The organism is Shewanella algae, assembly GCF_009183365.2.
Classification (GTDB): domain Bacteria; phylum Pseudomonadota; class Gammaproteobacteria; order Enterobacterales; family Shewanellaceae; genus Shewanella; species Shewanella algae.
In genome coordinates this window covers 4,690,552-4,713,081 of the sequence record NZ_CP068230.1, presented here as the reverse complement: position 1 = coordinate 4,713,081, position 22,530 = coordinate 4,690,552, and the positions used below count along the sequence as shown (strand labels likewise).

General features: G+C 54.0%; 22 protein-coding genes and 1 riboswitch. Of the genes, 6 read left to right on the top strand and 16 right to left on the bottom strand.

Annotated elements, in window-relative coordinates:
* Positions 1-2: 2 nt before the first annotated feature.
* The 8 genes from E1N14_RS21000 to E1N14_RS20965 all read right to left on the bottom strand — a co-directional run bounded on the left by E1N14_RS21000 (position 3) and on the right by E1N14_RS20965 (position 4,539).
* Positions 3-245 (bottom strand): hypothetical protein, encoded by a 243-nt coding sequence (locus tag E1N14_RS21000; protein ID WP_025009196.1) that lies wholly within the window; start codon positions 243-245, stop codon positions 3-5.
* Between the two features lie 60 nt (positions 246-305).
* Positions 306-788, bottom strand: coding sequence for a GNAT family N-acetyltransferase (locus tag E1N14_RS20995; protein ID WP_025009197.1), 483 nt, complete (start codon positions 786-788; stop codon positions 306-308).
* Positions 788-1,384, bottom strand: a complete 597-nt coding sequence (locus E1N14_RS20990) for a hypothetical protein (RefSeq protein WP_062793338.1) — start codon at positions 1,382-1,384, stop codon at positions 788-790. Before E1N14_RS20990 ends, E1N14_RS20995 begins: the two co-directional genes overlap by 1 nt.
* The gene (locus E1N14_RS20985; protein ID WP_062793339.1) at positions 1,381-2,307 is read right to left on the bottom strand and encodes an alpha/beta hydrolase; all 927 of its coding nucleotides are present in this window, start codon (positions 2,305-2,307) and stop codon (positions 1,381-1,383) included. Before E1N14_RS20985 ends, E1N14_RS20990 begins: the two co-directional genes overlap by 4 nt.
* Before the next feature lie 79 nt (positions 2,308-2,386).
* Entirely contained in the window at positions 2,387-2,620 is a 234-nt protein-coding gene (locus tag E1N14_RS20980) for a hypothetical protein (protein WP_025009199.1), read from the bottom strand.
* A gap of 26 nt (positions 2,621-2,646) precedes the next feature.
* Positions 2,647-3,042 (bottom strand): VOC family protein, encoded by a 396-nt coding sequence (locus E1N14_RS20975; RefSeq protein WP_025009200.1) that lies wholly within the window; start codon positions 3,040-3,042, stop codon positions 2,647-2,649.
* Between the two features lie 27 nt (positions 3,043-3,069).
* Complete coding sequence (locus tag E1N14_RS20970) at positions 3,070-3,876, bottom strand: hypothetical protein (protein WP_025009201.1); 807 nt, start codon at positions 3,874-3,876, stop codon at positions 3,070-3,072.
* Between the two features lie 3 nt (positions 3,877-3,879).
* Positions 3,880-4,539 (bottom strand): Bax inhibitor-1 family protein, encoded by a 660-nt coding sequence (locus E1N14_RS20965; protein ID WP_025009202.1) that lies wholly within the window; start codon positions 4,537-4,539, stop codon positions 3,880-3,882.
* Between the two features lie 271 nt (positions 4,540-4,810).
* On the opposite strand from E1N14_RS20965, the gene E1N14_RS20960 reads away from it, so the two are divergent.
* Positions 4,811-6,640 (top strand): LamG-like jellyroll fold domain-containing protein, encoded by a 1,830-nt coding sequence (locus E1N14_RS20960; RefSeq protein ID WP_062793340.1) that lies wholly within the window; start codon positions 4,811-4,813, stop codon positions 6,638-6,640.
* A 53-nt stretch (positions 6,641-6,693) separates the two neighbouring features.
* Here E1N14_RS20960 and moeB read toward each other — a convergent pair whose 3' ends face one another.
* Both moeB and moeA read right to left on the bottom strand, forming a co-directional pair.
* Positions 6,694-7,446, bottom strand: a complete 753-nt coding sequence (gene moeB, locus E1N14_RS20955) for a molybdopterin-synthase adenylyltransferase MoeB (protein ID WP_062793341.1) — start codon at positions 7,444-7,446, stop codon at positions 6,694-6,696.
* A 7-nt stretch (positions 7,447-7,453) separates the two neighbouring features.
* On the bottom strand, positions 7,454-8,698 hold the full coding sequence (gene moeA / locus E1N14_RS20950; protein WP_062793342.1) for a molybdopterin molybdotransferase MoeA: 1,245 nt from the start codon (positions 8,696-8,698) through the stop codon (positions 7,454-7,456).
* A gap of 274 nt (positions 8,699-8,972) precedes the next feature.
* On the opposite strand from moeA, the gene ftnA reads away from it, so the two are divergent.
* Positions 8,973-9,500 carry a non-heme ferritin gene (ftnA, locus tag E1N14_RS20945; protein WP_028780740.1) on the top strand — a complete coding sequence of 176 codons (528 nt, stop codon included), beginning with the start codon at positions 8,973-8,975 and terminating at the stop codon, positions 9,498-9,500.
* A 43-nt stretch (positions 9,501-9,543) separates the two neighbouring features.
* Here ftnA and E1N14_RS20940 read toward each other — a convergent pair whose 3' ends face one another.
* Positions 9,544-12,741 carry an EAL domain-containing protein gene (locus tag E1N14_RS20940; protein WP_037436267.1) on the bottom strand — a complete coding sequence of 1,066 codons (3,198 nt, stop codon included), beginning with the start codon at positions 12,739-12,741 and terminating at the stop codon, positions 9,544-9,546.
* A gap of 258 nt (positions 12,742-12,999) precedes the next feature.
* A complete protein-coding gene (gene ribB / locus E1N14_RS20935) occupies positions 13,000-13,653 on the bottom strand; it encodes a 3,4-dihydroxy-2-butanone-4-phosphate synthase (RefSeq protein ID WP_025009206.1) in 654 nt (217 codons plus the stop codon).
* Between the two features lie 114 nt (positions 13,654-13,767).
* Positions 13,768-13,954, bottom strand: a riboswitch (FMN riboswitch).
* 210 nt (positions 13,955-14,164) lie between these two features.
* Between ribB and E1N14_RS20930 the strand changes: the two genes are divergently transcribed.
* Together E1N14_RS20930 and E1N14_RS20925 are read left to right on the top strand one after the other, a co-directional pair.
* Complete coding sequence (locus E1N14_RS20930; protein ID WP_062793343.1) at positions 14,165-16,303, top strand: S9 family peptidase; 2,139 nt, start codon at positions 14,165-14,167, stop codon at positions 16,301-16,303.
* A complete protein-coding gene (locus tag E1N14_RS20925) occupies positions 16,300-16,575 on the top strand; it encodes a GIY-YIG nuclease family protein (protein WP_025009207.1) in 276 nt (91 codons plus the stop codon). Before E1N14_RS20930 ends, E1N14_RS20925 begins: the two co-directional genes overlap by 4 nt.
* Before the next feature lie 295 nt (positions 16,576-16,870).
* Here the strand turns inward: E1N14_RS20925 and E1N14_RS20920 are convergent, their stop codons facing one another.
* The 3 genes from E1N14_RS20920 to E1N14_RS20910 form a co-directional block, all read right to left on the bottom strand.
* Entirely contained in the window at positions 16,871-17,677 is an 807-nt protein-coding gene (locus E1N14_RS20920; protein ID WP_051472817.1) for a phosphatase PAP2 family protein, read from the bottom strand.
* 70 nt (positions 17,678-17,747) lie between these two features.
* Positions 17,748-18,962 (bottom strand): sensor histidine kinase, encoded by a 1,215-nt coding sequence (locus E1N14_RS20915; protein ID WP_062793344.1) that lies wholly within the window; start codon positions 18,960-18,962, stop codon positions 17,748-17,750.
* A complete protein-coding gene (locus tag E1N14_RS20910) occupies positions 18,959-19,612 on the bottom strand; it encodes a response regulator transcription factor (RefSeq protein ID WP_162173412.1) in 654 nt (217 codons plus the stop codon). Before E1N14_RS20910 ends, E1N14_RS20915 begins: the two co-directional genes overlap by 4 nt.
* Positions 19,613-19,700: 88 nt before the next feature.
* Between E1N14_RS20910 and E1N14_RS20905 the strand changes: the two genes are divergently transcribed.
* Together E1N14_RS20905 and E1N14_RS20900 are read left to right on the top strand one after the other, a co-directional pair.
* Positions 19,701-20,261 carry a class I SAM-dependent methyltransferase gene (locus tag E1N14_RS20905; protein ID WP_062793345.1) on the top strand — a complete coding sequence of 187 codons (561 nt, stop codon included), beginning with the start codon at positions 19,701-19,703 and terminating at the stop codon, positions 20,259-20,261.
* A 90-nt stretch (positions 20,262-20,351) separates the two neighbouring features.
* Entirely contained in the window at positions 20,352-21,143 is a 792-nt protein-coding gene (locus tag E1N14_RS20900; RefSeq protein ID WP_025009215.1) for a class I SAM-dependent methyltransferase, read from the top strand.
* Positions 21,144-21,215: 72 nt separating this feature from the next.
* Here the strand turns inward: E1N14_RS20900 and E1N14_RS20895 are convergent, their stop codons facing one another.
* The gene (locus E1N14_RS20895; RefSeq protein ID WP_025009216.1) at positions 21,216-22,373 is read right to left on the bottom strand and encodes an iron-containing alcohol dehydrogenase; all 1,158 of its coding nucleotides are present in this window, start codon (positions 22,371-22,373) and stop codon (positions 21,216-21,218) included.
* Positions 22,374-22,530: the final 157 nt, after the last annotated feature.

Below are 22,530 nucleotides of genomic sequence, written 5' to 3'. Positions count from 1 at the left end.
GGTCATAGGTCACGCTGTCGTTGAGCCAACTCTATGATGGCACTGATCGCCGCGCGGGCCTGGGGACTATTGTGCCAGCAGCTCGAGCCCATCAACTGGGCTATGGCGCGGGTGATATCGCTAGCGGATTCATCGGCCAGCTGCGACAGCTGACTGAATCCCAGCTGCTCAAGGCGACCAACGACTGTGGCTCCTACCCCCTTGAGATCGCACATCTGCTGTTTTTCCCGGTCACTGAAGGCCATGGCAACTCTCCTTGTAAATGCTTGTCCCTGGAATAATTCCACTGGATGTTTTTTCTTGGGTTAGATCTCTGCCAGTGGACAAGCCAACAGCAGCAGATCCAGACAGAGAATATCGTTTTCCACTATCGGCTCAGGGTAAGCGGCAAAGAAGTCCGGAACAATACCTTTGATACGAAAACCGCACTTCTGATAGAGGCCAAGCTGAGCCAGGCTGGAGTTGCCCGTGGCTATCCAAAGGCTATCCAGTCCCTTTTCCCGGCTCAGCGTCTGACACTGTTGCAATAGCCATTTACCTATTCCCTGGCCTTGGTGATCCGGATGAACGGCGAGGTTTTTTACCTCAGCCTGAATCTTTGTGGACGCCGGTGTCAGTTGCAGCAGTGCCAGCCCAAGCAGACGGTCTTCTGTATCCAGGGCTCTGAGCAGCAGACAGTCTCTCAGGTAAGCCTGCACGGCTTCGCGGCTGGGGTCGGCCAGCAAGAGTAAGGCCCACTCAGGTTCAGTGAGTGTTATGTCTGCGGTATTTGCCAGCTCCAGCTTCATTAAATTTGCTCCGCAGCCAGTTCCGGCTCGCCGTTGTGCCAGTGACTGTATTCCTCCCAGCGCCGTGCCAGTTCGCCATCACCCAGTTTGGGAATGCCGCTGCGCCTAAGCCACTGCCAATATGGTCCCCAGAGGTAGTCTTGCCAAAAGGCCAGAGAGCCCTGGAGGCCACCCAGGGTATCGGGATCCAGTTCGGGAAAGCTCTCCCAAGGCATGGGTGGAGTCGGCGCGAGCTGCTGGACTTGTGCCAGAAGCTCGCTGTGATCAGATTGCAGACACAGAAGGTAACCACCAAAGTCGGTGGTCAGTTGCAGATAGAGCTTTATCGGTGCCTGAAACTCGGTCTCGAAGTTATCGCCCTGACACTGCAACTGCTGCGCCAGCACTAGATAGTCAGGCAGGCCTTCTCCCAGCTGTTCTATCTCCATGCCATGTTGTTGTAAATAGCGGCGTAGCAGGTCAAGCAGAGCCGGCACCTGGTGCCGGCTTATCAGGCAGGAAAGCGCACCGCCATCGAAAGGACGGCTGATGGATTTTACCTGGGGGTAGCCGTCAGCCAGCGCTTGCCACTGAGTCACATCCGAGCTGCTTGTCATGCCGCTTCTTCACTGTCTCGACGCAGAATGGCCGCCAGTTGGGCCAGACACTCGCGCGCGGCCGAGCTGATATCGGCCAATTGGAAGAAACCATGGATCACGCCCTGAAAGCGGCAGGCTCGGGCATCGACACCGGCGGCTACCAGCTTGTGATACAGGGCTTCTCCCTCATCTCGCAGCGGATCAAATTCGGCGGTAATAATGTGAGTCTGACACAAGCCTTGAAAATCCTCCCGATAGAGGGGGCTGATTTCAGGATGGTTGGCGTCGACACCAGAACCTTGCTGATAGGCTTCAAAACCGCTGAGCAAGGCATCGCGGGTGATAATAAAGTCGTCGCCGTTGCTGCGGTAGCTCGCCATGGCAGCGGTGGCATCCAGCATGGGGTAGATAAGCAACTGCCGTTTCGGTTGCCAGCCCAGTTGTTTCAGGCGCAGGCAGGTGACCAGCGCCAGATGGCCGCCGGCACTGTCGCCGCCCAGAGTGACGCTATCCGGATCCAGCTGTAGCTGCGCCGCCTGGGCCAGTATAGCTTGGGTGGCCTTGAGCGCATCGTCGTGTGCTGCCGGATAGCAGTGTTCCGGTGCCAAGCGGTAGTCGACGGCGATAACCTGGGCTTTGCCATGACAGGCCAGATAGCTGAGCTGCTGCTCGTGAGTCACAAAGCTTCCGGCCACAAAACAGCCGCCATGGAAGTAGATAAGCGTGGGCCAAGGCCCCGGGGTATCAGGCAGGTAACGTCGCAGGCGAATGCCTTCCAGCTCCAGCTCCTGGGTGCAAACCTCGGCGGCGGGGCCCGCCAGCACCGCACTGGCTTCATAGCCCTGACGTCGTTCATTCAGTGGCTGCAGACGCGCGTTGGGACGACCGGTTGCAATAAACTCATCCACCAGTCGTTGTATTCCTGTTTCCAATCCCGTCATGGCGGGAACCTCCTGTGAAAACTTGTCCTGAGCTCAGAGGCGATCCTGTTGCTCGGATACGATATTCTGCACCTGACCATTACTCAGAGTGACTGTTAGCCCCTATGCTGCCTTGCAATCGGTAACTCCATACTTCTACTGTCTTACCGGCGGTGGCTTTGCCGCTGTCGACACCAAGTGTCTGGGTGTATTTATCCATGGGGGAGCGAGCAAGTTCAAGTAGCTTTATGCGGCTCATGCCGCAATACAGCAGTTTTCCGTCCTTGAGACGAAAACTATCGCAGGCAGAGCCAACAAACACAGGGAGAGGCATAAAAGTAATTTCTTCATTTCAAATACCTACTGGGGTTGATGGCATACGGCTTCGACATTGTTGCCATCGGGATCCAACACAAAGGCACCGAAGTAGTGTGCGTGGTAATGAGGCCTCAGCCCAGGCTGACCATTGCACTGACCACCATGTTCAAGTGCCAGCTGATAAAACCGGCTGACGGCATCGCGGTCGGCGGCAGTGAAGGCAATATGCCGCGGCGTATGGGGCGTCTTGGTTTCAATGATCCAAAACACGGGTTTGTTGTCCGGTCCGAAGGCGCACATACGCTGGCTGGGAAACTCGCTGTTCCACTCGGCTACCAGTTCCATCACCAAGGGGTAACCCAAGGCGCTTAGTGTTTCGAGATAGAAGTCGCGTGTCTTGGGGTAATCTGTGGCATAGCTACTGAGGTGATCTATCATTGGCATCCTTCCTTTGATTGTCATGGTTCAGTGCACCGGCACGAAGAGTTCGTCTGTGATGGTCAGTTTATCTTGCTGCAAGCGGTAAACTGAGTCGAGCATAAAAACAGCACTGCCTTGCCAGCAGAATCCGCCACTTCCCGAAATGCGTAATTGCTTATCGCGGCCCAGAGCCAGAGTAGAGAAGCCACAAAAATCGCCACTGCCAAGCTTGCCGTCGGCAAAGGCCAGTTTGTGGCGTTCAGTGGCGGTTATCAGTTCGACATAGGGCGGTATCTGATCGCCGGCGTCAAACTCGGTTTCCGATTGCCCCGGAAACAGCCGCAAACAGGCCTGGCCCATCTGCCAGCTTGAGGGAATAGCCAGCGCATCCGCAGCACCTGCGATTGGACAAGTTTGTTGACTGAAACTGCCGAGCTTTTGTTCTCTGTTGCTCTTGCAGTTGGCGGCGTTGTATTGCAGGGCCGCCAACACGGATTCACCCCCGAGGCGATAAAAGTGGCTGCCCCAATTGAGCTCTTCATATTCGGCCAGAGCTATGCACTCGTTGAGTTGACCACTGCGGGACAGACCCAGCAAGAGATCGCTTATCAGCCAGTAGTAGCGGCGAACATCTTCGATGGCTGGCTCGGTCGCGCCTTTGATTTTGGGGAACAACTCATAGCCACATTCTTGATGAAAGGCGGCGAGTGCCGCCGTTGCCTGTTGATACTCGCCTTTGGCATAACCTCGCTGGAAATCACTCCTGGCCTTGGCCAGAGCCTGAGTGCTGCACTCGGCAGCGCTCAGAGAGGAAAAAGCCATGGGGAGCAGCAACAGCAAGAGTAAACGCATGGGTTAATTCCTTCTTCCCAGAATGCTCAGGATCCGCAGGAATAGGTTGATGATATCCATATAAAGCGCAGCGGCGCTGTCGATGGCGTTGTCGACCGTTTTTTCCTTGGCGTTGGCCTGGCCCCAGTCATAGCCAATGTAGCCACAGAAGATCAATACCACTATCCAGTCGAGAATGCCGTGATGGGTCTTGAAGATAAACAGCTCCACCAGTTCGACAATGATCACCAATAGCAGGGCTATGGTCAGGGCGCCGGCTATGCGGGCAAAGAAGGCGGGAAACAGGGTACCCAATATCATCATCGCCAGAGTCACGATAGTCGTTATCCGCAGCGCCTCCAACACCAGCGTCGGGTCATAGCCGCTGACGACCAGGTTAATTATCAGGCCGAAGGGAACAACAACCAGGTTGTAACCGAGAAAGCTGACTGCAGGCTTGTCCGATGATTGGAACAGATAGATACCCGCCATACAGCAGCCAAAGTAGCCGATAAAGAACAACCAGATTGGAATAGTGGCGATGATTTCGGGGTCGATATTCAGCACCATCAGATAGTTGACCACAAAACCCCAGATCAGGGTCAGGCCGATGACCAGGTTGTATTTGCCGGCACTGATCTGGCCCTTATCGGTGCCGTAGTTGCGTCGCAGGCTGTTGTCCATAGCGGGAAATTTCCTTTTTGCAGATTTCAGGCGAGATTAAAGCGCCACACGATATAGAAAAACACCAAGCTCAACAAGGCGCTATCGCCCAAAACCCTGTGCGACATCTTCCAACCATCAAGCGCTTGTTGTGATAGAGACTTATGTTGTCCGCCTGTGTGTTTTGATAATGGTTTGTAACTTAATGATTTTGAAATAAAAGTGTTTATTTTGCTTCATCTGTCCTTGTTTAAATCCAGACTTTCTTACTAGCCTGAACTGGAGAGATATCATGCGACACTCAATTGGAGCACTGGTTCTGGGTGCCGTGCTTGGCCTGACGGGGTGTAACTCAGATAACGACAGTGGCACTCAAGCCGCAGCCGAGAGTTACACTCTGGTGGTCATGCCCGATACCCAAAAGTACTCCCGCTATAATCCCGAGCGCTACAACGCTCAAACTCAGTGGATTGCCGATAACTACAAGCAACAAAATATCGTCTTCACGGCGCATCTGGGGGATGTGGTCGACCTGCCTGACTCTGAGCAGGAATGGCTCAATGCCCGTGCGGCCATGAGCATTCTGGAAGCCAATCCAGCCACCCCATACAGCATATTGGCGGGCAACCATGATGTGCTGGCTTATCGTCAGTCCGGGGTCGATATCAACAGCAACTTCGACAGCGACAGGACCTTGGCGGCAGAGCCTTTCCTCAAGCATTTCCCGGCGTCTTTGCAGCAAAACAACTTTGCCAGTTTCCAGGGGACAGATGCCACCGGCTTCAACAGTTATCACCTCTTCAAGGGCGGTGAGCGCGAGTATCTGTTGCTGGCGCTCGACTGGCGTACCTCGGCGGCCAGCATAGCCTGGGCACAGTCGGTATTGGATGCCCACCCGGAAACACCGACCATACTCACCACCCATCAGCTGTTGAATGTGGCCGATGATGGCAACAACGCCATATTTACCGACAATGGCGCCATGCTGTGGGACAAGTTGATCAAAGACAACGACCAGATCTTCCTCACCTTTAACGGCCATCACCATGGCGAGGCCAAGATGGTGGCCAAGAACCGCTATGGCCGCGATGTGGTCATGATCTTGGTGGACTATCAATCGGGATTCTGGGGTGGCAACGGTATGCTGCAACTGGTGAGTTTCGATGAAGCCAATAAGCGGTTGCAGTTTCGTTCATTCTCACCTTGGGTTGCGGCCATCCCGGAGGCAGAGAGGCAGCCGCAGGATGTGTTGCAACGCTGGGAGTTTGAACAGCCCCTGGACTTTGAAAAGCGTTTTGCCAAGCTGAATCAGGAAGTGGAAACCGAAGGCCCGGGTAAGCTTGAAGGAACACTCGCCTACTGGATATTCGATGCCGAGCATAAGTTAACCAGTACAGATCCGACCAAGGTGCAGTTTATGGATCTTTCCGGGCGCGGCAATACCTTGAGCCTCAAGACCAAGGCGGGCAGCAGTGGCACTCAGGAGCAATTGTTTGAACTGCTCGGTGAAGCTCCTGGCTTCGGCCACGCCACTGGGGCGGCTCGTTTCAAGGGCGGCAACACCCTGGGCGGCTATTACCTCTCCAGCCAGACACCGACACTGGTTTCTGCCGATGGCCAGGCGGGTGTTCTGCCGCAGTACACCATAGAGATGATAGTGCGTCTGGCACCAGAGTGGCAGGCATCGGAAAATGCCTGGGGCGCCGTCTTTGCCCATAAACCCAGCCAGAGCCAGGTGTGTGAACACCATAAGCTGGATTGTGGCGGCGGCGATCCTTCGCTGGCGTTGACCGCCTCCAGTCTCAAGGAGTTCCAGTGGATCTCCACCTCCAACAATGGCGTGGGGCCCAGCAACTGGTCATGGGAAGTGGACAGGGATTATTGGTATCACGTGGCCATAGTCAACGACGGCCAATACGCCACTATGTATGTGGACAACTCCAGGGTAATGCGTACCGCCGAAGCCGAGCAGCATGGGCTGGTGAGTATTCCCGGCGGCGAATGGATGGTGGGCGCCTCCAGTTGGGACGGTGAGGTGGCCGATCTGTTCCGCGGTGATATTGCCGAGATCCGGATTGTCGACAGGGTATTGCCTGAGTCTGACTGGCTTAACGCCAAGTAAAAAAATGCTGAAAATCAAAGAGGCTGCCCAGGCAGCCTCTTGTTATTGCAGCTTCAACCGCAGACGGGGCAGTTGGGGATCTGCGGCAGCTTCATCTCGCGAAACTCCATGGTCATGGCATCGACCATCAGCAAACGACCATAGAGCGGCTCACCGATACCACTTATCACCTTGATGGCTTCCACCGCTTGCAGGCAGCCCATCATACCGACGACCGGCGCCAGAATACCCGACTCGACACAGCTGAGTTGCTGCTCGCCGAACAGACTGCTGAAACAGTGATAGCAAGGCATCTGTTGCTGATAACCGAAGACGGAGATCACCCCTTCCATACGGATGGCCGCAGCGGACACCAAGGGCACCTTATGCCGAAAACAGCTGCGATTGAGCTGTTCGCGCACCGCAACATTGTCGGTGCAGTCCAGCACCAGATGGTGCTCGGCAACCAGTTGATCCAATTCGGGATCATCCAACACACCATTGATGGTTTCTATCTGCAGATGGGGATTGAGCGCACTCAGGCTCTCTTTGGCCGATTCCACTTTGGGCTGGCCTATATTGCCATCCTGGTGCAGTACCTGGCGCTGCAGGTTGGACAGTTCGACAGTGTCGAAGTCCACCAGGGTCAACTTGCCGACCCCGGCAACCGTCAGATACTGACCGGCAGCGCAGCCTAGGCCACCGGCACCTATCATCAGCACCTTAGCTTGTTTGAGCTTCTCCTGGCCTTCAATGTCCATCGCCTTGATGGAGATCTGCCGGCTGTAGCGCAGCATCTCGGCATCTGTGAGTATCTCGTCGCTCATATCGGCCTCAGCACAGCACGCTGTTAAAGGGTTCTACCGTGACTCTGGTGCCCGCCGGGGTGTCGCCCTGCATCTGCTCCAGAATAATAAAACAGTTGGCCAGGCTCATGGAGGTCAGCATGCCCGAACCCTGTGAGCCGGTTACCGCCACTTCCAGTTCCCCGTCCTGGTTGCGGCTCAGAATACCGCGCTGGTATTCCACCCGTCCGGGCTGTTTACGTATGGGGGCAGTCAATTTGGCATCCAGTAGTAGTGGGGTTGGTTGTGGCAGCCCCTGCAGTTTATGCAGCAAAGGCCACACCAGCTTGTAGAAGGTCACCATGGATGAAACCGGGTTGCCCGGCAGACCACAGAACACCGCCTTGCCTATATGGCCGAGGGCAAAGGGTTTGCCCGGCTTGATCGCCAGTTTCCAGAAGCTTATTTTGCCTTCCTCATCGAGGATCTGCTTGGTGAAGTCGGCCTCACCGACCGAGACACCCCCGGAGGTGATCACCATATCGGCGCTGGCCGAGGCGTTGCGAAATGCCTGACGGATAGCCTCAGGATCATCTGCAATAACGCCGAGATCCTGCCACTCAACACCGGCGCGGCTGAGCAGGCCCTGAATCGAGTAGCGGTTGGAGTCGTAGATCTGGCCGGGAGCCAACTCTGAACCCACAGGGCGCAATTCATCACCGGTGGAGAAGAAAGCGATTTTAACCTTGCGGATCACTCTAAGGCTGCTGATACCTATGGTGGCCATCACCCCCATTTCGGCGGCACCTATCAGAGTGCCGGCCCTGAGGACCTTGGTGCCGGCCAGCAGCTCTTCGCCGCGGCCACGCACGTTGTCTCCGGCCTGCTTGCAAGGTTCTATGGTGATCAGCTCGCCATAGGCCTCGGTTTTCTCCTGCATTTGCACTGTGTCGAAACCCGCAGGCACAGGAGCGCCCGTCATGATGCGGACACAGCCGCCTGGCTGATACTGGCCTTCAAAGGGATGGCCGGCAAAGGAACTGCCCAGTAATTTCAGGCTGGCCTTCTCGGGTAAGTCGGCATAACGATAGGCGTAGCCGTCCATCGCCGAGTTATCGAACGGCGGCAGGTCTATGCTGCTGGCCAAGTCTTCTGCCAGTACCCGTCCCAGAGAATCCGACAGTTGCACGGTTTCGGTATCTTCCAACGGGGTGACCTGCTCGAGTAGCAGGGGCAGAGCGAGATCCGGGTGCATCAGCCCTGGATGGGCACAGACGTCTTGCGGCTTGGACATAGAGCAACCTTATTTGAGCTATTACTGAACCTGGTTGGCTATTATGCCACGCTGAAAGTGGATGACTATGATCTGCATGCCAGTTTTCGTGCCCTGGGCGCAGGCTTTTCCTTTTACAGTCAGCAGATTGCGGCAAATAACAAATGATAATTCAAGTTAAATGAAAAGTGTTTTCATTATAAATCATTGCGTTAGGTAAAGATTCTTGCATTTGTTGTGCCCCTTGATAACAATAGCGCCCATGAAACAGATACCAGAAACGAGAGGCAAGGATATGTTGGCACAAGCCATGATTGATAAGTTGAACGAGCAGATCAATATGGAGTTTTTCTCCTCTAACCTGTATCTGCAGATGAGCGCCTGGTGTGAAGACAAAGGCTTTGAAGGTGCGGCCAAGTTCCTGCGGGATCACGCCGATGAAGAGATGCAGCATATGCGTCGTCTGTTCACCTATGTCAGTGAAACCGGCGGCATGCCTCTGCTGGGCGCCATTGAAGCTCCCAAGGCCAATTTTGAATCCCTGCTGTCCCTGTTCGAGTACACTTACGAGCACGAGCAGCTGATCACCAGCAAGATCAATGCCTTGGCTCATACAGCCTTCACGACTCAAGACTATTCCACTTTCAACTTCCTGCAGTGGTATGTGGCCGAGCAGCACGAAGAAGAGAAGCTGTTCAAGTCGATTGTCGACAAGATCCGCCTGGTGGGCGAGGATGGCAAGGCGCTGTTCCTGGTGGACAAGGATCTGATGCAACTGGCGAGCGAAGGTGGCGAGACTGTGATGAATGCACAGATGGCTTAAGGCCACCTGGTTATAAAAGAGAGCAGCCTTAAGGCTGCTTTTTTTATGCCAGAAGTTGACGGATAAAGGACTCTCCCTGGATGAGGATCGGGGTCAGGCTCTTGGCAGGCAGAGGTCTTGAAAGTAGATAGCCCTGACCAAAATCACAGCCCATGGACTTGAGCAAGATCCATTGCGCGCGGGTCTCTATGCCCTCGGCCACCAGTTGCAAGTCCAGGCTCTTGCCCATCATGACTATCGCTCGCACCAGGCTGGCATCTGCCTCATTCACCAAGGCGTTATCGACAAAGCTCTTGTCGATTTTAATCACAGAGATAGGGAACTTGCGCAGATAGCTCAAGGAGGAGAAGCCGGTTCCGAAGTCATCCATGTGGATTGCCACGCCGAGTTGGCGAATGCTGTTGAGCACCTCCAGACAATGGGGGCTGTCGTCCAGCAGCATGGACTCGGTGATCTCTATATGCAGTCTCTCGGGCGCTATGCCGTGACGCTTGATGGCTTCGGCCAGCAAGGTGTCGAAGCTTACCCCACTGACATTGATGCACTGGCGGCTGGAGACGTTGATCGCCATATCCAGTTTTATTCCTTCGGCATGCCATTGGCTGAGGTCTTTCAGTGCTTGTTCCAGAACCCATTCGCCTATCGGCTCTATCAGGCCATTATTCTCCGCAATGGGAATGAATTTCTCCGGTGAAACCCAGCCGTATTCGGGGTCATTCCAGCGCAGCAGCGCCTCGACTGAGGTGATTTGGCCGGTTTCCATAGAGACTATGGGTTGATAATGCAGACAAAATTCCTGATGTAGCACGGCGCTTCTGAGACGTTGCTCCAGTTGCAAACGCTCCAGCATGCTGGCGTTCATGCTGGGGGTGAAATACTGGTAGTTGTCACGGCCATTGTCCTTGGCGCTGTACATGGCGGTTTCCGTGTTGCGGGTCAGGGCATCTATGTCATCGCCGTCTTCGGGATAGACACCTATACCAAAGCTGACTGAGATCAGGGTGTCCTGGCCATCGATATCGAAGCTGCTGCCGAATAGGGCTTTAACCCTGTCGGCCACGGCTGTCAGGGCGGCATCGTTCTTGTAGTGCGGCAGGATCACGGCAAATTCATCACCCCCTATGCGGGCAACAAACTTTTGTTCATCCGGTAGTGACTCCAGCCTTCTCGCCACCTGTTGCAACAAGAGATCGCCGCGTTTGTGGCCCAGCACATCATTGATATATTTGAACCTGTCGAGATCGATCAGCAGAATCGCCAGTTTGTGACCATGAATATGGGCCTGCAACAGCTCGTGGTGCAGCCTCTCGCTGAACATCTTGCGATTGGGCAACTTGGTCAAAATATCGAAATGGGCCTGATACCAGATGTCCTGCTCGTATTTTTTACGGTGGCTGATATCGACAAACAAACCTATGTGTTTGAGTATGTTGTTGTTATCGTCACGCACCAGGGTGATAGCCAAAAACTCAGGATAGATCTCGCCGTCTTTACGCCTGTTCCAGATCTCGCCTTCCCATTTGTTATTGGTCAGCAGGCTGTCCCACATCTGGCTGAAGAAGGTCTTGTCGTGGCGATAGGAGTTGAGTATTGAAGGATTCTTGCCCTTGACCTCTTCCAGGCTGTAACCGGTAATGCGGCTAAATGCCGGGTTGACCAGCTCAATACGGTTATCGGCATCTGTGATGACAATCCCCTCGCCGGAATAGTCGAATACTGCGGCGGCCTGTTTCAGTTGTTGATAGGATTTTTGCCTTTCGCTGAGCATTTGTCCCAGTGCCTTGGCCATGTCGGCCAATTCATCCTTGCCCTCGACCTTGATATCCAGATCCAGATTGGGATCCCTGGTCATCAAGCGCATGTTGTTGGCGATGGCATAGATCCGTCTGAGCAGATTGTGACTCAGGGCCCGGCCAAGAAACAACAGCAGGCCGATAGTGATGGCAGCCGACAGCAGATAGAGGGCGATAAGGCGCAGTGACTGACCGCGTTGGGCGTTGGAAAGATTGAGAATATCATCGGAAACACTGTCGGCTATGGCATCCATCTGGCGGATCCTTTCGCTGGCCAACTGCCACCAGACTTCGGGAGTCACCGGGGGCTTGGGTTGGCTCAGGGCCTTCAGGGCATCGAGCATCTCATCGTCGGAAATCTGCACCAGGGGGTCTATCTCTTCCACCTTGGCGCCCCGGCTTTGCATGGCCGCTATCAGCTGCATCTTGTGGCGATATTCGTTGAGCTTGTCCCTTATCTGGGCAATCGCCTGTTGCTGATTGGCACTCAGAGCCTTGCTCGATTTCAATTTTTCGAGGATCTGCTCCAGTGATTCCAGCTTGGCGTTAAAGCCTTGTTGGTATTGGCCATCGCCACGCAGCAGGAAATTTTTGAACTCATGCAGCAGGCCACCATACCCCAGCAAAGAGGCAAACTTATGCGCCTGACGCGTGATGGCATCTTGCTGACGCAGCTGCTCCCTGACATTGTTCAATGCCTGACTCTTGCTGTCCTGCAGCATAGCCTCCAGGCGTTGTTTGTGTTCCACAATGGCGCTGGCGCGGAATAGATCTATGCTCTGATCCTGCTCTGTTATCAATGCCAACAGCCGCTCATAACTGTCGGTGTCGAACTGACGCTTCAGCAACATGCCGTTGATCAGGCCGCGCTCACGCACCGCCAACTCCTGAATCCGCAACAGTGCGGCCAGGTCGGCATAGGCTCTGGCCTGCTGCACATTGCTCGACAGGGATTGCAGATTGGCAATGCCCAGCAAGAGTTCGTAGTTGAAATCGGAATAGAAATTCAGCGAGGCGCTCTCATCACGGCTCAAGAGTTCGCGCCGGTTGTTTTCCAGCGCCTGCTTGCCGAGCCGCAGAGCCTCCAGTTTGGTCTGCAATAGATGTTGGGCCGCAGGAGAGAGTTGTCTGGAAAGCTGTAACAGATGGGGAGAGTTTTGCAGGGCTGTTATCTGTGTTGATACCCGCTGCTGCTGCACCTGCAGACTGTCGGCAAAGCATTCACCATTACAGGCGATATAGGCGGCGCTGAGGCCTCTTTCCTGCTGTAGCTCATAGATGAGATCGGCCAGGCGCCGACCCACCTCGACAGCATGATAACTTTGGCTGGCCAAACGGTAGTTGTGCAGCAGTTCAAACAGGCGCACGCAACCCAGTAGACTAAGAACCAAAACAGGCACTAAGGCAAACAAGAGTAATTTGCGCTTTAGGCTCAGTTGGCTTAACACCTATGGCTCTCCTTGAAATTCTACTGACAAAGACCTGCCTGCAATCTACTCGAATACAGGCCATAAGGCTTGATAAGTAACATATTGCCTATCAGGGGGCGACCCGTTGTTCAAGGATTTCTAATCTAGGTCACGAAAATAAACCTTAAAAAGTGGAGGGTTAATGTGAGCCTTGTCGCAACAAAGTTTACCTGTTTGTTTAAAACAAAAGCGGCTATAAAGCCGCTTTTGATCAAATAGTTAAAGAACGCTTGTTTATTAGCCAGCGTTGGCCAGCAGAGATTCGCGATAGCTGACAATATCCTCGATGGAAAGAACCGGCAGGTCGTGTTTGTCACCAAAGGCAATGATTTGTGGCAGTCTGGCCATGGTGCCATCCGGATTGGTTACTTCGCACAGCACTCCGGCGGGTTTTAGGCCAGCCAGTTGCATCAAGTCCACAGTGCCCTCGGTGTGACCGCGGCGGGTCATCACACCACCGGGCTGAGCCCGCAGTGGATAGACGTGTCCTGGGCGGGCCAGGTCTTCCGGTTTGGCGTTGTCTGCAATGGCGGTCTTGATAGTCGTCACCCGGTCGGCAGCGGAAACGCCTGTAGTGACTCCGACTTTGGCCTCAATGCTCACGGTAAAGGCGGTGCCGAACTGGCTGGAGTTGTTTTCCACCATGGGCGGCAACTGCAGCGCCTTGATTTTCTCGTCGGTAAGGCAGAGACAGACAATGCCGCTGCATTCGCGGATCAGCATCGCCATCTGGGCGTTGGTCAGGCTCTCGGCGGCGAAGATAAGATCGCCTTCGTTTTCTCTGTCTTCATCGTCGACCACCAAAACACCGCGGCCTTGACGCAATGCTTCCAGGGCGGTTTCGACTCTTTCAATCGGGGTGCCAAAAGGCGCTAATAATGACTGATTCATGGTAAAAATCCTTAAATTACGGCTTGGGTTTTCCAGAATCAGGGCAAAGAAAGGAATAGCGGGCCTCTCTGCCGCTGGCAGAGACGTATCACTAAGCGGATCGCCTCGCGGCAATCTGATTCTCTTTCATCCGGACTGAGCCATCTAAATGGCAACACCGTCGGCTCTGGAATAGTCACGCTAGGTCGTGATGACACCAGATCTGCTGACCCCGCCAGAATCTGGCGGGCGCTCGCGGGCTTTCATGTCGCTGACACGATTTACCGCCGGTGGGGAATTTCACCCCGCCCTGAGAATTGACCTGTCACTTGTATGTGGCAGGCGGCAACAGCATGCGCCTGTTACATACAAATGACAAGCGACAGGGTCACATTTTCTGCGGGTGAAGGGGGAGCCTTTGAGAGTAGGGCTTAGATGGCAGGGCTTGCCGTTGGCGCCGGTCGGCGTCACTATATGCAGGCGGCCTGTAGTCGAGGGAGTAGGCCGCTGATATTAACGCTAAGGAAGAGTGATGAGTCGAGCAGGATCCCTGATGTTGGTTTTAGGCACAGCCTTGTGGCTGTGCGGATGCAGTGGAATGAATTCAGAAAATAAGCTGGTGGCACCGGTTGCCGAAAAACGTCCCCACACCATGAGTCTTCACGGTGTGACCAGGACAGACGACTATTATTGGCTGCGTGACGATGAGCGCAAGGCCCCGGACGTTATCGACTATCTGGAGCGGGAAAACGCCTATACCGCCGCGCGTCTTAAGCCTTGGGAACCACTGAAACAGAAACTGTTTAAAGAGCTGACCTCCAGGCTGGAGCAGGATGAGAGCAGCGTGCCATATCGCTGGCATAACCATTGGTATTATCGCCGTTTCGAGGCTGGGCTGGAGTATCCGGTGATCGCCAGAAGCCGTGAGCTCAATGGTGAAGAGCAGTTGCTGCTAGATGTTAACCGGCGCGCCGAGGGGCAGGAGTTTTACGCCCTTGGCGGAGTGTCTGTCAGCCCGGATGAGCAGATACTGGCCTTTGCCGAGGATACCCTCAGCCGCCGTATTTACAGCGTCTATTTTAAAGATCTTGCCACCGGAGAACTGCTTGCCGACAAGCTGACGGGCGTCGATGGCCGGGTGGTCTGGAGCAATGACAACCGTTATGTGTTCTATATCGCCAAAGACCCACAGACCCTGCTGGGATACCAGGTTTTTCGGCACAAGCTGGGAAGTCCCCAGAGCGAGGATGTGCTGGTTTATGAAGAGCAGGACGATACCTTCTATATCTCCCTCGGCAAGAGTCTGGATGAATCCCTGATTGTATTGCACCACGAGAGCACCACGACCAGTGAAGTTTCCCTGCTTGATGCCAACGCCCCGCTCGGCGAATTCCGGGCGTTTCTGCCGCGGGAAGAGGGCCACGAATACAGCATCGCCAAGCGTGGAGATGAATTCTTCATCCTCAGCAACTGGCAGGCGACCAATTTCAGGCTGATGAAAACCACGGCTGCCGATGCCGGCGACAAGCGCAAGTGGCAACAGGTGCTGGCCCATGATCCCGAGGTGCGCCTCGAAGACCTGTTATTGCTGGACGATTATCTGATAGTACAGAGCCGCAGCCAGGGACTGAGCCATATCAAGGTCTATCCCCATACCGATCTCAGCCGGGGCTATGAATTGGCCTTTGATGACCCGGCCTATGTAGTTGGTCTGGATATCAATCCCAGCCAGCACAGTCGCGAACTGAGGTTATATTACTCGAGCCCGACTACCCCCGAGAGTATTTACAGCTATCAACTGGATAAGCCGGGCGAGCGCAAACTCCTCAAGCAGGAAAAGGTATTGGGGGACTTCGAGCCCGGCAACTATCAGGCCGAGCGCTTGCTGATCCCGGCCCGTGATGGTGCCCAGGTGCCCGTGACTCTGGTGTATCGCAAGGACAAGTTCCGTAAAGACGGCAGCAACCCGCTGTATCAGTACGGTTATGGTGCCTACGGCCATATCATAGAGCCGGACTTCGACGCCTCTATTCTAAGCCTGCTGGATCGCGGCGTGGTCTATGCCATTGCCCATGTCCGGGGCGGAGAGATGCTCGGCAGGCCTTGGTATGATGATGGCAGGCTGTTTAATAAACGAAACAGTTTCAATGACTTTGAAGACACTACCCGGGCACTTTTGGATCTGGGTTATGCCGCACCCGGCAAAGTGGTTGCCGCCGGTGGTAGTGCCGGTGGTTTATTGATGGGCGCCGTGGTCAATCAGGCTCCGGGTCTTTACCTGGCGGTGGCCGCCCATGTGCCCTTTGTGGATATAGTAACCACCATGCTCGATGAGTCGATTCCGCTGACGACCAATGAATATGATGAGTGGGGCAACCCCAATGACAAGCCCTACTTTGACTATATGCTGAGTTACTCGCCCTATGACAACATTCGCCATCAGGCCTACCCGCATCTGTTGGTGACCACAGGGCTGCACGACTCTCAGGTGCAGTATTTTGAGCCGGCCAAGTGGGTGGCCAAACTCAGGGAGTACAAGACGGACGACAATCTGCTGTTATTACAGACGGATATGGAGGCCGGCCATGGCGGCAAGAGCGGACGTTTCCGGCAATTTGAAGATACCGCGCTGGAATATGCCTTCTTCCTCGGCCTGTTGGGACTGGAATGAGTGGTGATAACTGGCAGTTGTATATCCTGCGCTGCGCCGGGGGCGAACTGTACACAGGGATCACCAAGGATGTGACCCGGCGCCTGCAGGAACATCAGAGTGGCGGCCCCAAAGCCGCCAAATATCTGCGTGGTCGCGGGCCTTTGCAACTCGTTTATCGTGAAGAGATTGGCAGCCACGGTGATGCCTTGCGGCGGGAAATGGCGGTAAAAAAGTTGAGCAAGCGAGCCAAACTGAGTTTGATTGCGAAGTCCGTAGCTATGCCGGGGTGAGTGACCTTAAAAAAGAAAAAGGAGCAGGAGCGCCAATGGCCGGGCCATTACAGCGGGCGCTTCCTGCGGTCGGGAAGAGGGTCCCCAAGGAGGGGCCTATGGCCCATCAGGAAGATAGTGACAAAGAGCAGCGGCCGGCGAGTTCCACAACGCCAGTCGACGACTGTTTCTCTTATCAGCTAAAGCAGAAAACATGCCAAAAAATAACGCATTGTTTATGTTTGTTATTTTTGCAACTACCTTCCAACAAGTGTCCGAAGTAGTGTCCTCTTTCCTTAAAAAGTGACCGATTTGGCTATTCGGGTGTCCGCCGGACACTCGAGCAGGGCCCAGAGTGGTTTTGCCCGAAGCGAGAGTGGGTGATCAACAGCCAGGTGTTGGCCAACAGCGCACCTCCTAGCAGCAAGGCGCGTTGCCAGTGCAACCAATATTGCTCCGGGAAATCACAAGGATGCTTAACAGCCGCAGTCAACACGCTGATAGTCAGTAGTGTCAGCAGGGGTAACTGCCAGGAAGGCGGCAGTATAAGTTTGTGCTGTAGCCGACAGGCCATAATGGCTATCAGCCAGCCCAGCAATGCCCCCAGCGCGACATCCTGCGGCCAGTGTGCGCCAACAGCAATTCGGGACAAACCCACCAAGATAGCCAGTCCCAGTAGGCAGCAGGCCCAAAACCTGTCAGTGAAGAGTTGCCAGGCCAAACCGGCTAAAAGGAATACAGTCGCCGTGTGTCCGGATGGCAAACTATGCCTTAAACGTACTTCTCCAACTATATATGCCTCATCCACTGACATGGCCGGTCGGCCTACATTGAAATAGTGTTTCAGCAAGCTTATCACCAAGGCACAAGTTACCGAGGCAAGCAGAGTCGCCGTCAGCCATTGAGGGCGGCGCATCAGCAGTAAGAGCCAGAGAGAACCGGCCGTGGTGCCGTTACCCCAGTCGGTTAGAAGTGCCAGCGCTTCTTCGGAAAAAGCTTGTCCCAATTGGTTAATTTGAATAAATAATGCCTGATTCATCTCGGCTTTCAACAACAGCAGATGTCCCAAAAACAGCAGCCCTGGAAGTATAAGGCTTGCTGGTGTCGCACTGGGTGAGTGCATACAGGTCTCCGGTCTATGGTCAATACCGGGAGAATAGAGAGCCAAGTGTCGTTGAATTGTCGCAGCCGGTTCAGTTGTCTAGAGTCGTTCCAGCGGGAAAAGTGACGGTTGCACAGTAGCCCAGTGGTGAAGAAGATATTTGGAACCCCCAATGGTAACGGCGGCAGATGTCCCTTACCAACACCAATCCCACCCCGTATCCATCATGAGGGCTTTGGGGCTCGGCAACATAGTTGCCAACACTGATAGATTGCGCATTGGCTTTCAGGCTGACTTGGCCCTGAACACTGTGTTGAAAGGCGTTTTGCAGCAAATTGCTGATCAGCGAAGTCACCAGTTGCGGATGCGCCTGCAGCCTGAATGGCGTTATTGTCATTACCAACTCGCAGTCTGTCGCCTGACGTAGTGGGGTCAAAGGTTGCAACAGAGCTTCAATAAAGGCTTGATCCAACTTCATCCACTCGGCTTCAGCAGTTTTTTTGCGCCGGGCCAGCAGCAATAACACTTCTGCCAGCGACTCCATTTGGGTGACTGCGCGACGGATCCTTTCCCGGGTTTGGGCTCGTTCTGGGGCGAGATTGTGGAGTGAAAGTTTGAGCACAGTCAGAGGTGAACGAAATTCGTGGCTGATGTAATGAGTAAACGCGCGTTCCCGGGCAAGGGCTTGGCTGAGCTCGTTATGGCTTTTGTTCAGTGCGTGCTGCAGTTCAATAAATTCACTGGTATCGTCCTCAATACTTACAGGATCGAGGTTTTCCGGCTCGTTTTTCAGTTTCTTGGTGAGCCGGCTGAACGGCGCTGCAATCGCTGAGGCTTGATGACTGATATAGATACTCGCCAGGGCAAACAATCCAAGGGCGGTAAACACCAAAATCGCATCTACCATGAAGGCATCCCAGCCCTCGAGTTCAAGCAGGTCGACCCTTTGCAACAGGTACAGTTTTTTGCCTTTATGGTTCAATACCAACAAGTTGTATTCGCGGCCATCGGAGAGGTGCAGGTTGTGTAAACCTGGGATAGGTGAACCGAACTCTTGTGCCAGTTCGCCTGGAAGTTGCTCGTACAGGGTCAATAACTCACCAAACTGGCCCGATAAGGTTCCCAGGTTACCTGAGTCATAGAGTGCCAACACATTGGGGGCGATCAATGTTAAATAGCGACTGTGCAAGCGATTTTCCAGCACTCTGGCCCCTGTCTCCACTACCAGAAAGTAAAACAACATCAGGAGCGCGGCTCCTCTGAGAAAGCTGCGATTGATCTTGTGGGCGATGGAAAAAGTTGTCACTGCAACTTGTACCCTATCTTGGCTATGGTCTGGATCCTTGGTGTAGCAAAGGGTTTGTCCAGTTTTTGTCGCAGCAGATAGATGTGCTTTCGCAAGATGTCCTCATCCGGGAGTCCGTCCTGCCAGAGAGCCGACTCCAGCTCTTCTTTGCTGATGACTTGATTGGGGCGACGCATTAGGCAGGTTAACAGGGTAAAGCTGGCTGGGCTGAGACTGATTTGCGCCCCTTCCCGCCACACTTCACGGCGCTTGAGATCCAGGGAGATTTCCTTATAGCTCAGCCTTGAGGCGAAACCTTCTCCTGAGGTGCGGCGCACAACGGCTTGCATTCTCAGCCATAGTTCCTGGGTATCAAAGGGTTTAACCAGATAGTCGTCGGCACCTGTTATCAGCCCGGTATGAATATCTTCACGGGTATCTCTGGCTGTCAGCATGATTACCGGACAGTCGATCCCTTGGTTTCTCAGCTGTTGGCAAAGGCTGATGCCATCTAGCCCTGGCAGATTCAGGTCCAGCAGAATTAATTGATAGTGATGCGAAAGCGCCAATTGCAGCCCTTGGTTACCGTTTCTGGCGAAGTCCCAGTCCAACTGCGGCAGTTGTTCGGCGATCAAGGCGGCAGTATCCGGATTATCTTCAATTAACAACACCCTCACTTTCCTTAATCCCTCTGACAATTCGTAGACACTTGTCCAATTAGAGTTCGCTTCTTTCCTATGGTTCATTTGGAGGCGGAAGATGCGCAACTATTGCTTGGGCACCACGATACAAAGAAAATTCTGGCGTCGATCTTTAGGACATTGGCTCAACCAGCAAGGGTGGCAGAGAGGTGTTGAGCTGGGAGTCAAGAGTGGTCGTTCCACGGCGGCTATGCTATCGGTTAACCCCGGTTTACAACTGACAGGAATAGATCTTTGGCAGAATCAGCCCGGAAACTCTGCCTATGCAAACAATGCCGAGAACGAGAGAAAGGCGAGAAGGATTTGTCGCCGTTACTCGGGTTTAACCTTACTCAAGGGGGATGCCTTACAGCTGGCAGGACATTTTTCCAATGCCAGTCAGGACTTCGTCTTTTACGACCTATATGACTATCGTTGTTCCAACACAGAGTTCGTGACTCAGATATTACGGCTCTGGTATCCCAAAATTGCCCCAGGCGGGGCAATAGTCGGGCGTGACTTTGACAATCAGGACTGTTTGTGGGCCTTTGCCGATTTAGGTCTTCCGCATCCTGTGGCTTGTATTATTCGCGGGCGGGCGCATCCCAGATTAAAGGCGGTGTTTAAGCCTAAGCAATAGCGAATTGCGTGTATGAAGCTAATTTGATCTATCAAAGGGTTAAGTTGTAGCATCCGCCATGTTGACGATTGAATAGACAGGGAGCTTTTGATGACAAGCAAGGCAGAAGCAGAGTACCAAAGGCTGAATCAGCAGGCCTGGAATGAGCGTACCAAGTTACATCTGCAGTCAGAATTTTATGACGTTAAGGGGTTTCTCAGTGGTCGCAGTTCGTTGCGGGAAATAGAGCTGGCCGAACTATCGGTCAAGGGCAAGTCCTTGCTGCATCTCCAGTGTCACTTTGGTCTAGATACTCTCTCCTGGGCCAGAGAAGGGGCCGCCAGTGTCGCAGGCCTGGATTTGTCTGACGAGGCCATTACCAGTGCCCGCCAACTGGCGGAGCAAGCCGCTATCGACGCCGAGTTTGTTTGTGGCGACCTCTATCAGGCGCCGGCTTTGCTGCAGCGCCAATTCGATCTCGTGTATGCCTCTTATGGCGCGCTGGTTTGGTTGCCGGATCTACATCGCTGGGCAGAAACTGTGAGTGCTTGCCTTAAGCCGGGCGGTGAACTCTACCTGGCCGAGTTCCATCCATTGCAGGCATTGTTTGACGGTTATGACTACTTCCACACAGGTAAGGCCGATGTAGAGTTGGAGGGCAGCTATACCGAGAATGCTCAGGAAGCACAGCATACCACGGTTTGTTGGTCACACTCCCTGGCTGATGTCATCAGCGCCTTGTTGGCCAATGGTTTGCAGTTGCGGGCTTTTCGCGAGTATGACTTCAGTCCTTATGACTGTTTCGAGGGCTTGCAGGAGGATACGCCGGGGCGTTTCAGGTTATATCATCAAGGCAAAGCCATTCCCTTGGTCTACAGCTTGAGAGCGGTCAAGGAAGGCTAAAGAAACAGGGCCTAAAGGCCCTGTTTAAACTGTATTTTATCTCAGGCGTGAGAATCGTTTGGCTTGCTGAACTTACCAGGCCAGCTCAAGGATTTCACGGCTGCTGTCCAGACCGAGATCGCCGGTTTCAGATAAGGCGGTCATGCCGTGAGCTTCCAGTGCGGCAACGACATCGGCGATACGCTCTTGCGGTACATCATAGTCGCGCAGACGAGTCTTGAGGCCAACCTGTTCAAAGAAGGCCTGAGTGGCTGCAATGGCTTGCTCTATACGGCTGTCTTCATCACCCGAAGTGATATCCCAAACCCGCTCGGCATATTGCAGCAGTTTGGCGCGTTTCTGTTCCTTGCGCACCCGCCATACAGAGGGTAAGACTACGGCCAGCGTTTGCGCATGATCTATGCCGAACATGGCAGTCAGTTCGTGGCCTATCATATGAGTGGTCCAGTCTGCGGGTACGCCGCTGCCTATCATGCCGTTGAGCGCCGAGGTGGCACTCCACACCAGGTTGGCGCGGGCATCATAGTTCTCCGGCTCGGCCACAGTGACAGGGCCCACTTCAATCAGAGTCTTCAGTATGCCTTCGGCCATTCTGTCCTGAACTCTGGCATCCACGGGGAAGGTGACGTATTGCTCGACCACGTGCACGAAAGAGTCGACTACGCCGTTGGCGACCTGGATCTTCGGCAAACTGAAGGTCAGGCTGGGATCCAGCACGGAGAATACCGGGAAGCTCTGCGGATGAGTCACGGGGAACTTGCCACCCTGATGGCTGACCACGGCAAAAGCATTCATTTCTGAGCCTGTAGCCGGCAGTGTCGCTACCGTACCGACGGGCAGTACCTCTGTCACAGGAACCGGGTTGAAACCGTGATGCAGCAAGCTGCTGCTGTCGCCATCGAATTTTGCCGCCAGGGCAATAAACTTGGTGCCGTCCATCACTGAACCGCCACCGACGGCCAACAGAAAGTCGATGGATTCGCGCCGCGCCAGCTCGGCAGCCCTGGCCAGGGTGTCATATTTAGGGTTGGCTTCAATGCCACCGAATTCAAATACAACACGGTCGCCCAGCGCGGTTATGACCTTGTCCAGAGTGCCGAAGCGTTTGACACTGCCACCGCCGTAAGTCACCAGCACTCTGGCATTGGCCGGTACCAGTTGATCCAGTTCTGCCAGTCTGTCTTTACCAAATACTATGTGGGTAGGGTTGCGATAGTCGAAATTGAGCATGATATTTCTCTCTTCTACAGCCGAAAAACTATGGTTGCCATCTTAGTCCCCTCTGCTTGGATTGAAATACACATTGCTGGAGCATTTATGCCTATTCCTGCCTAGTTTGGTTAATTGGGGCTTGAATATGGCTATTTTGATGCTTTTTTCTGTAATG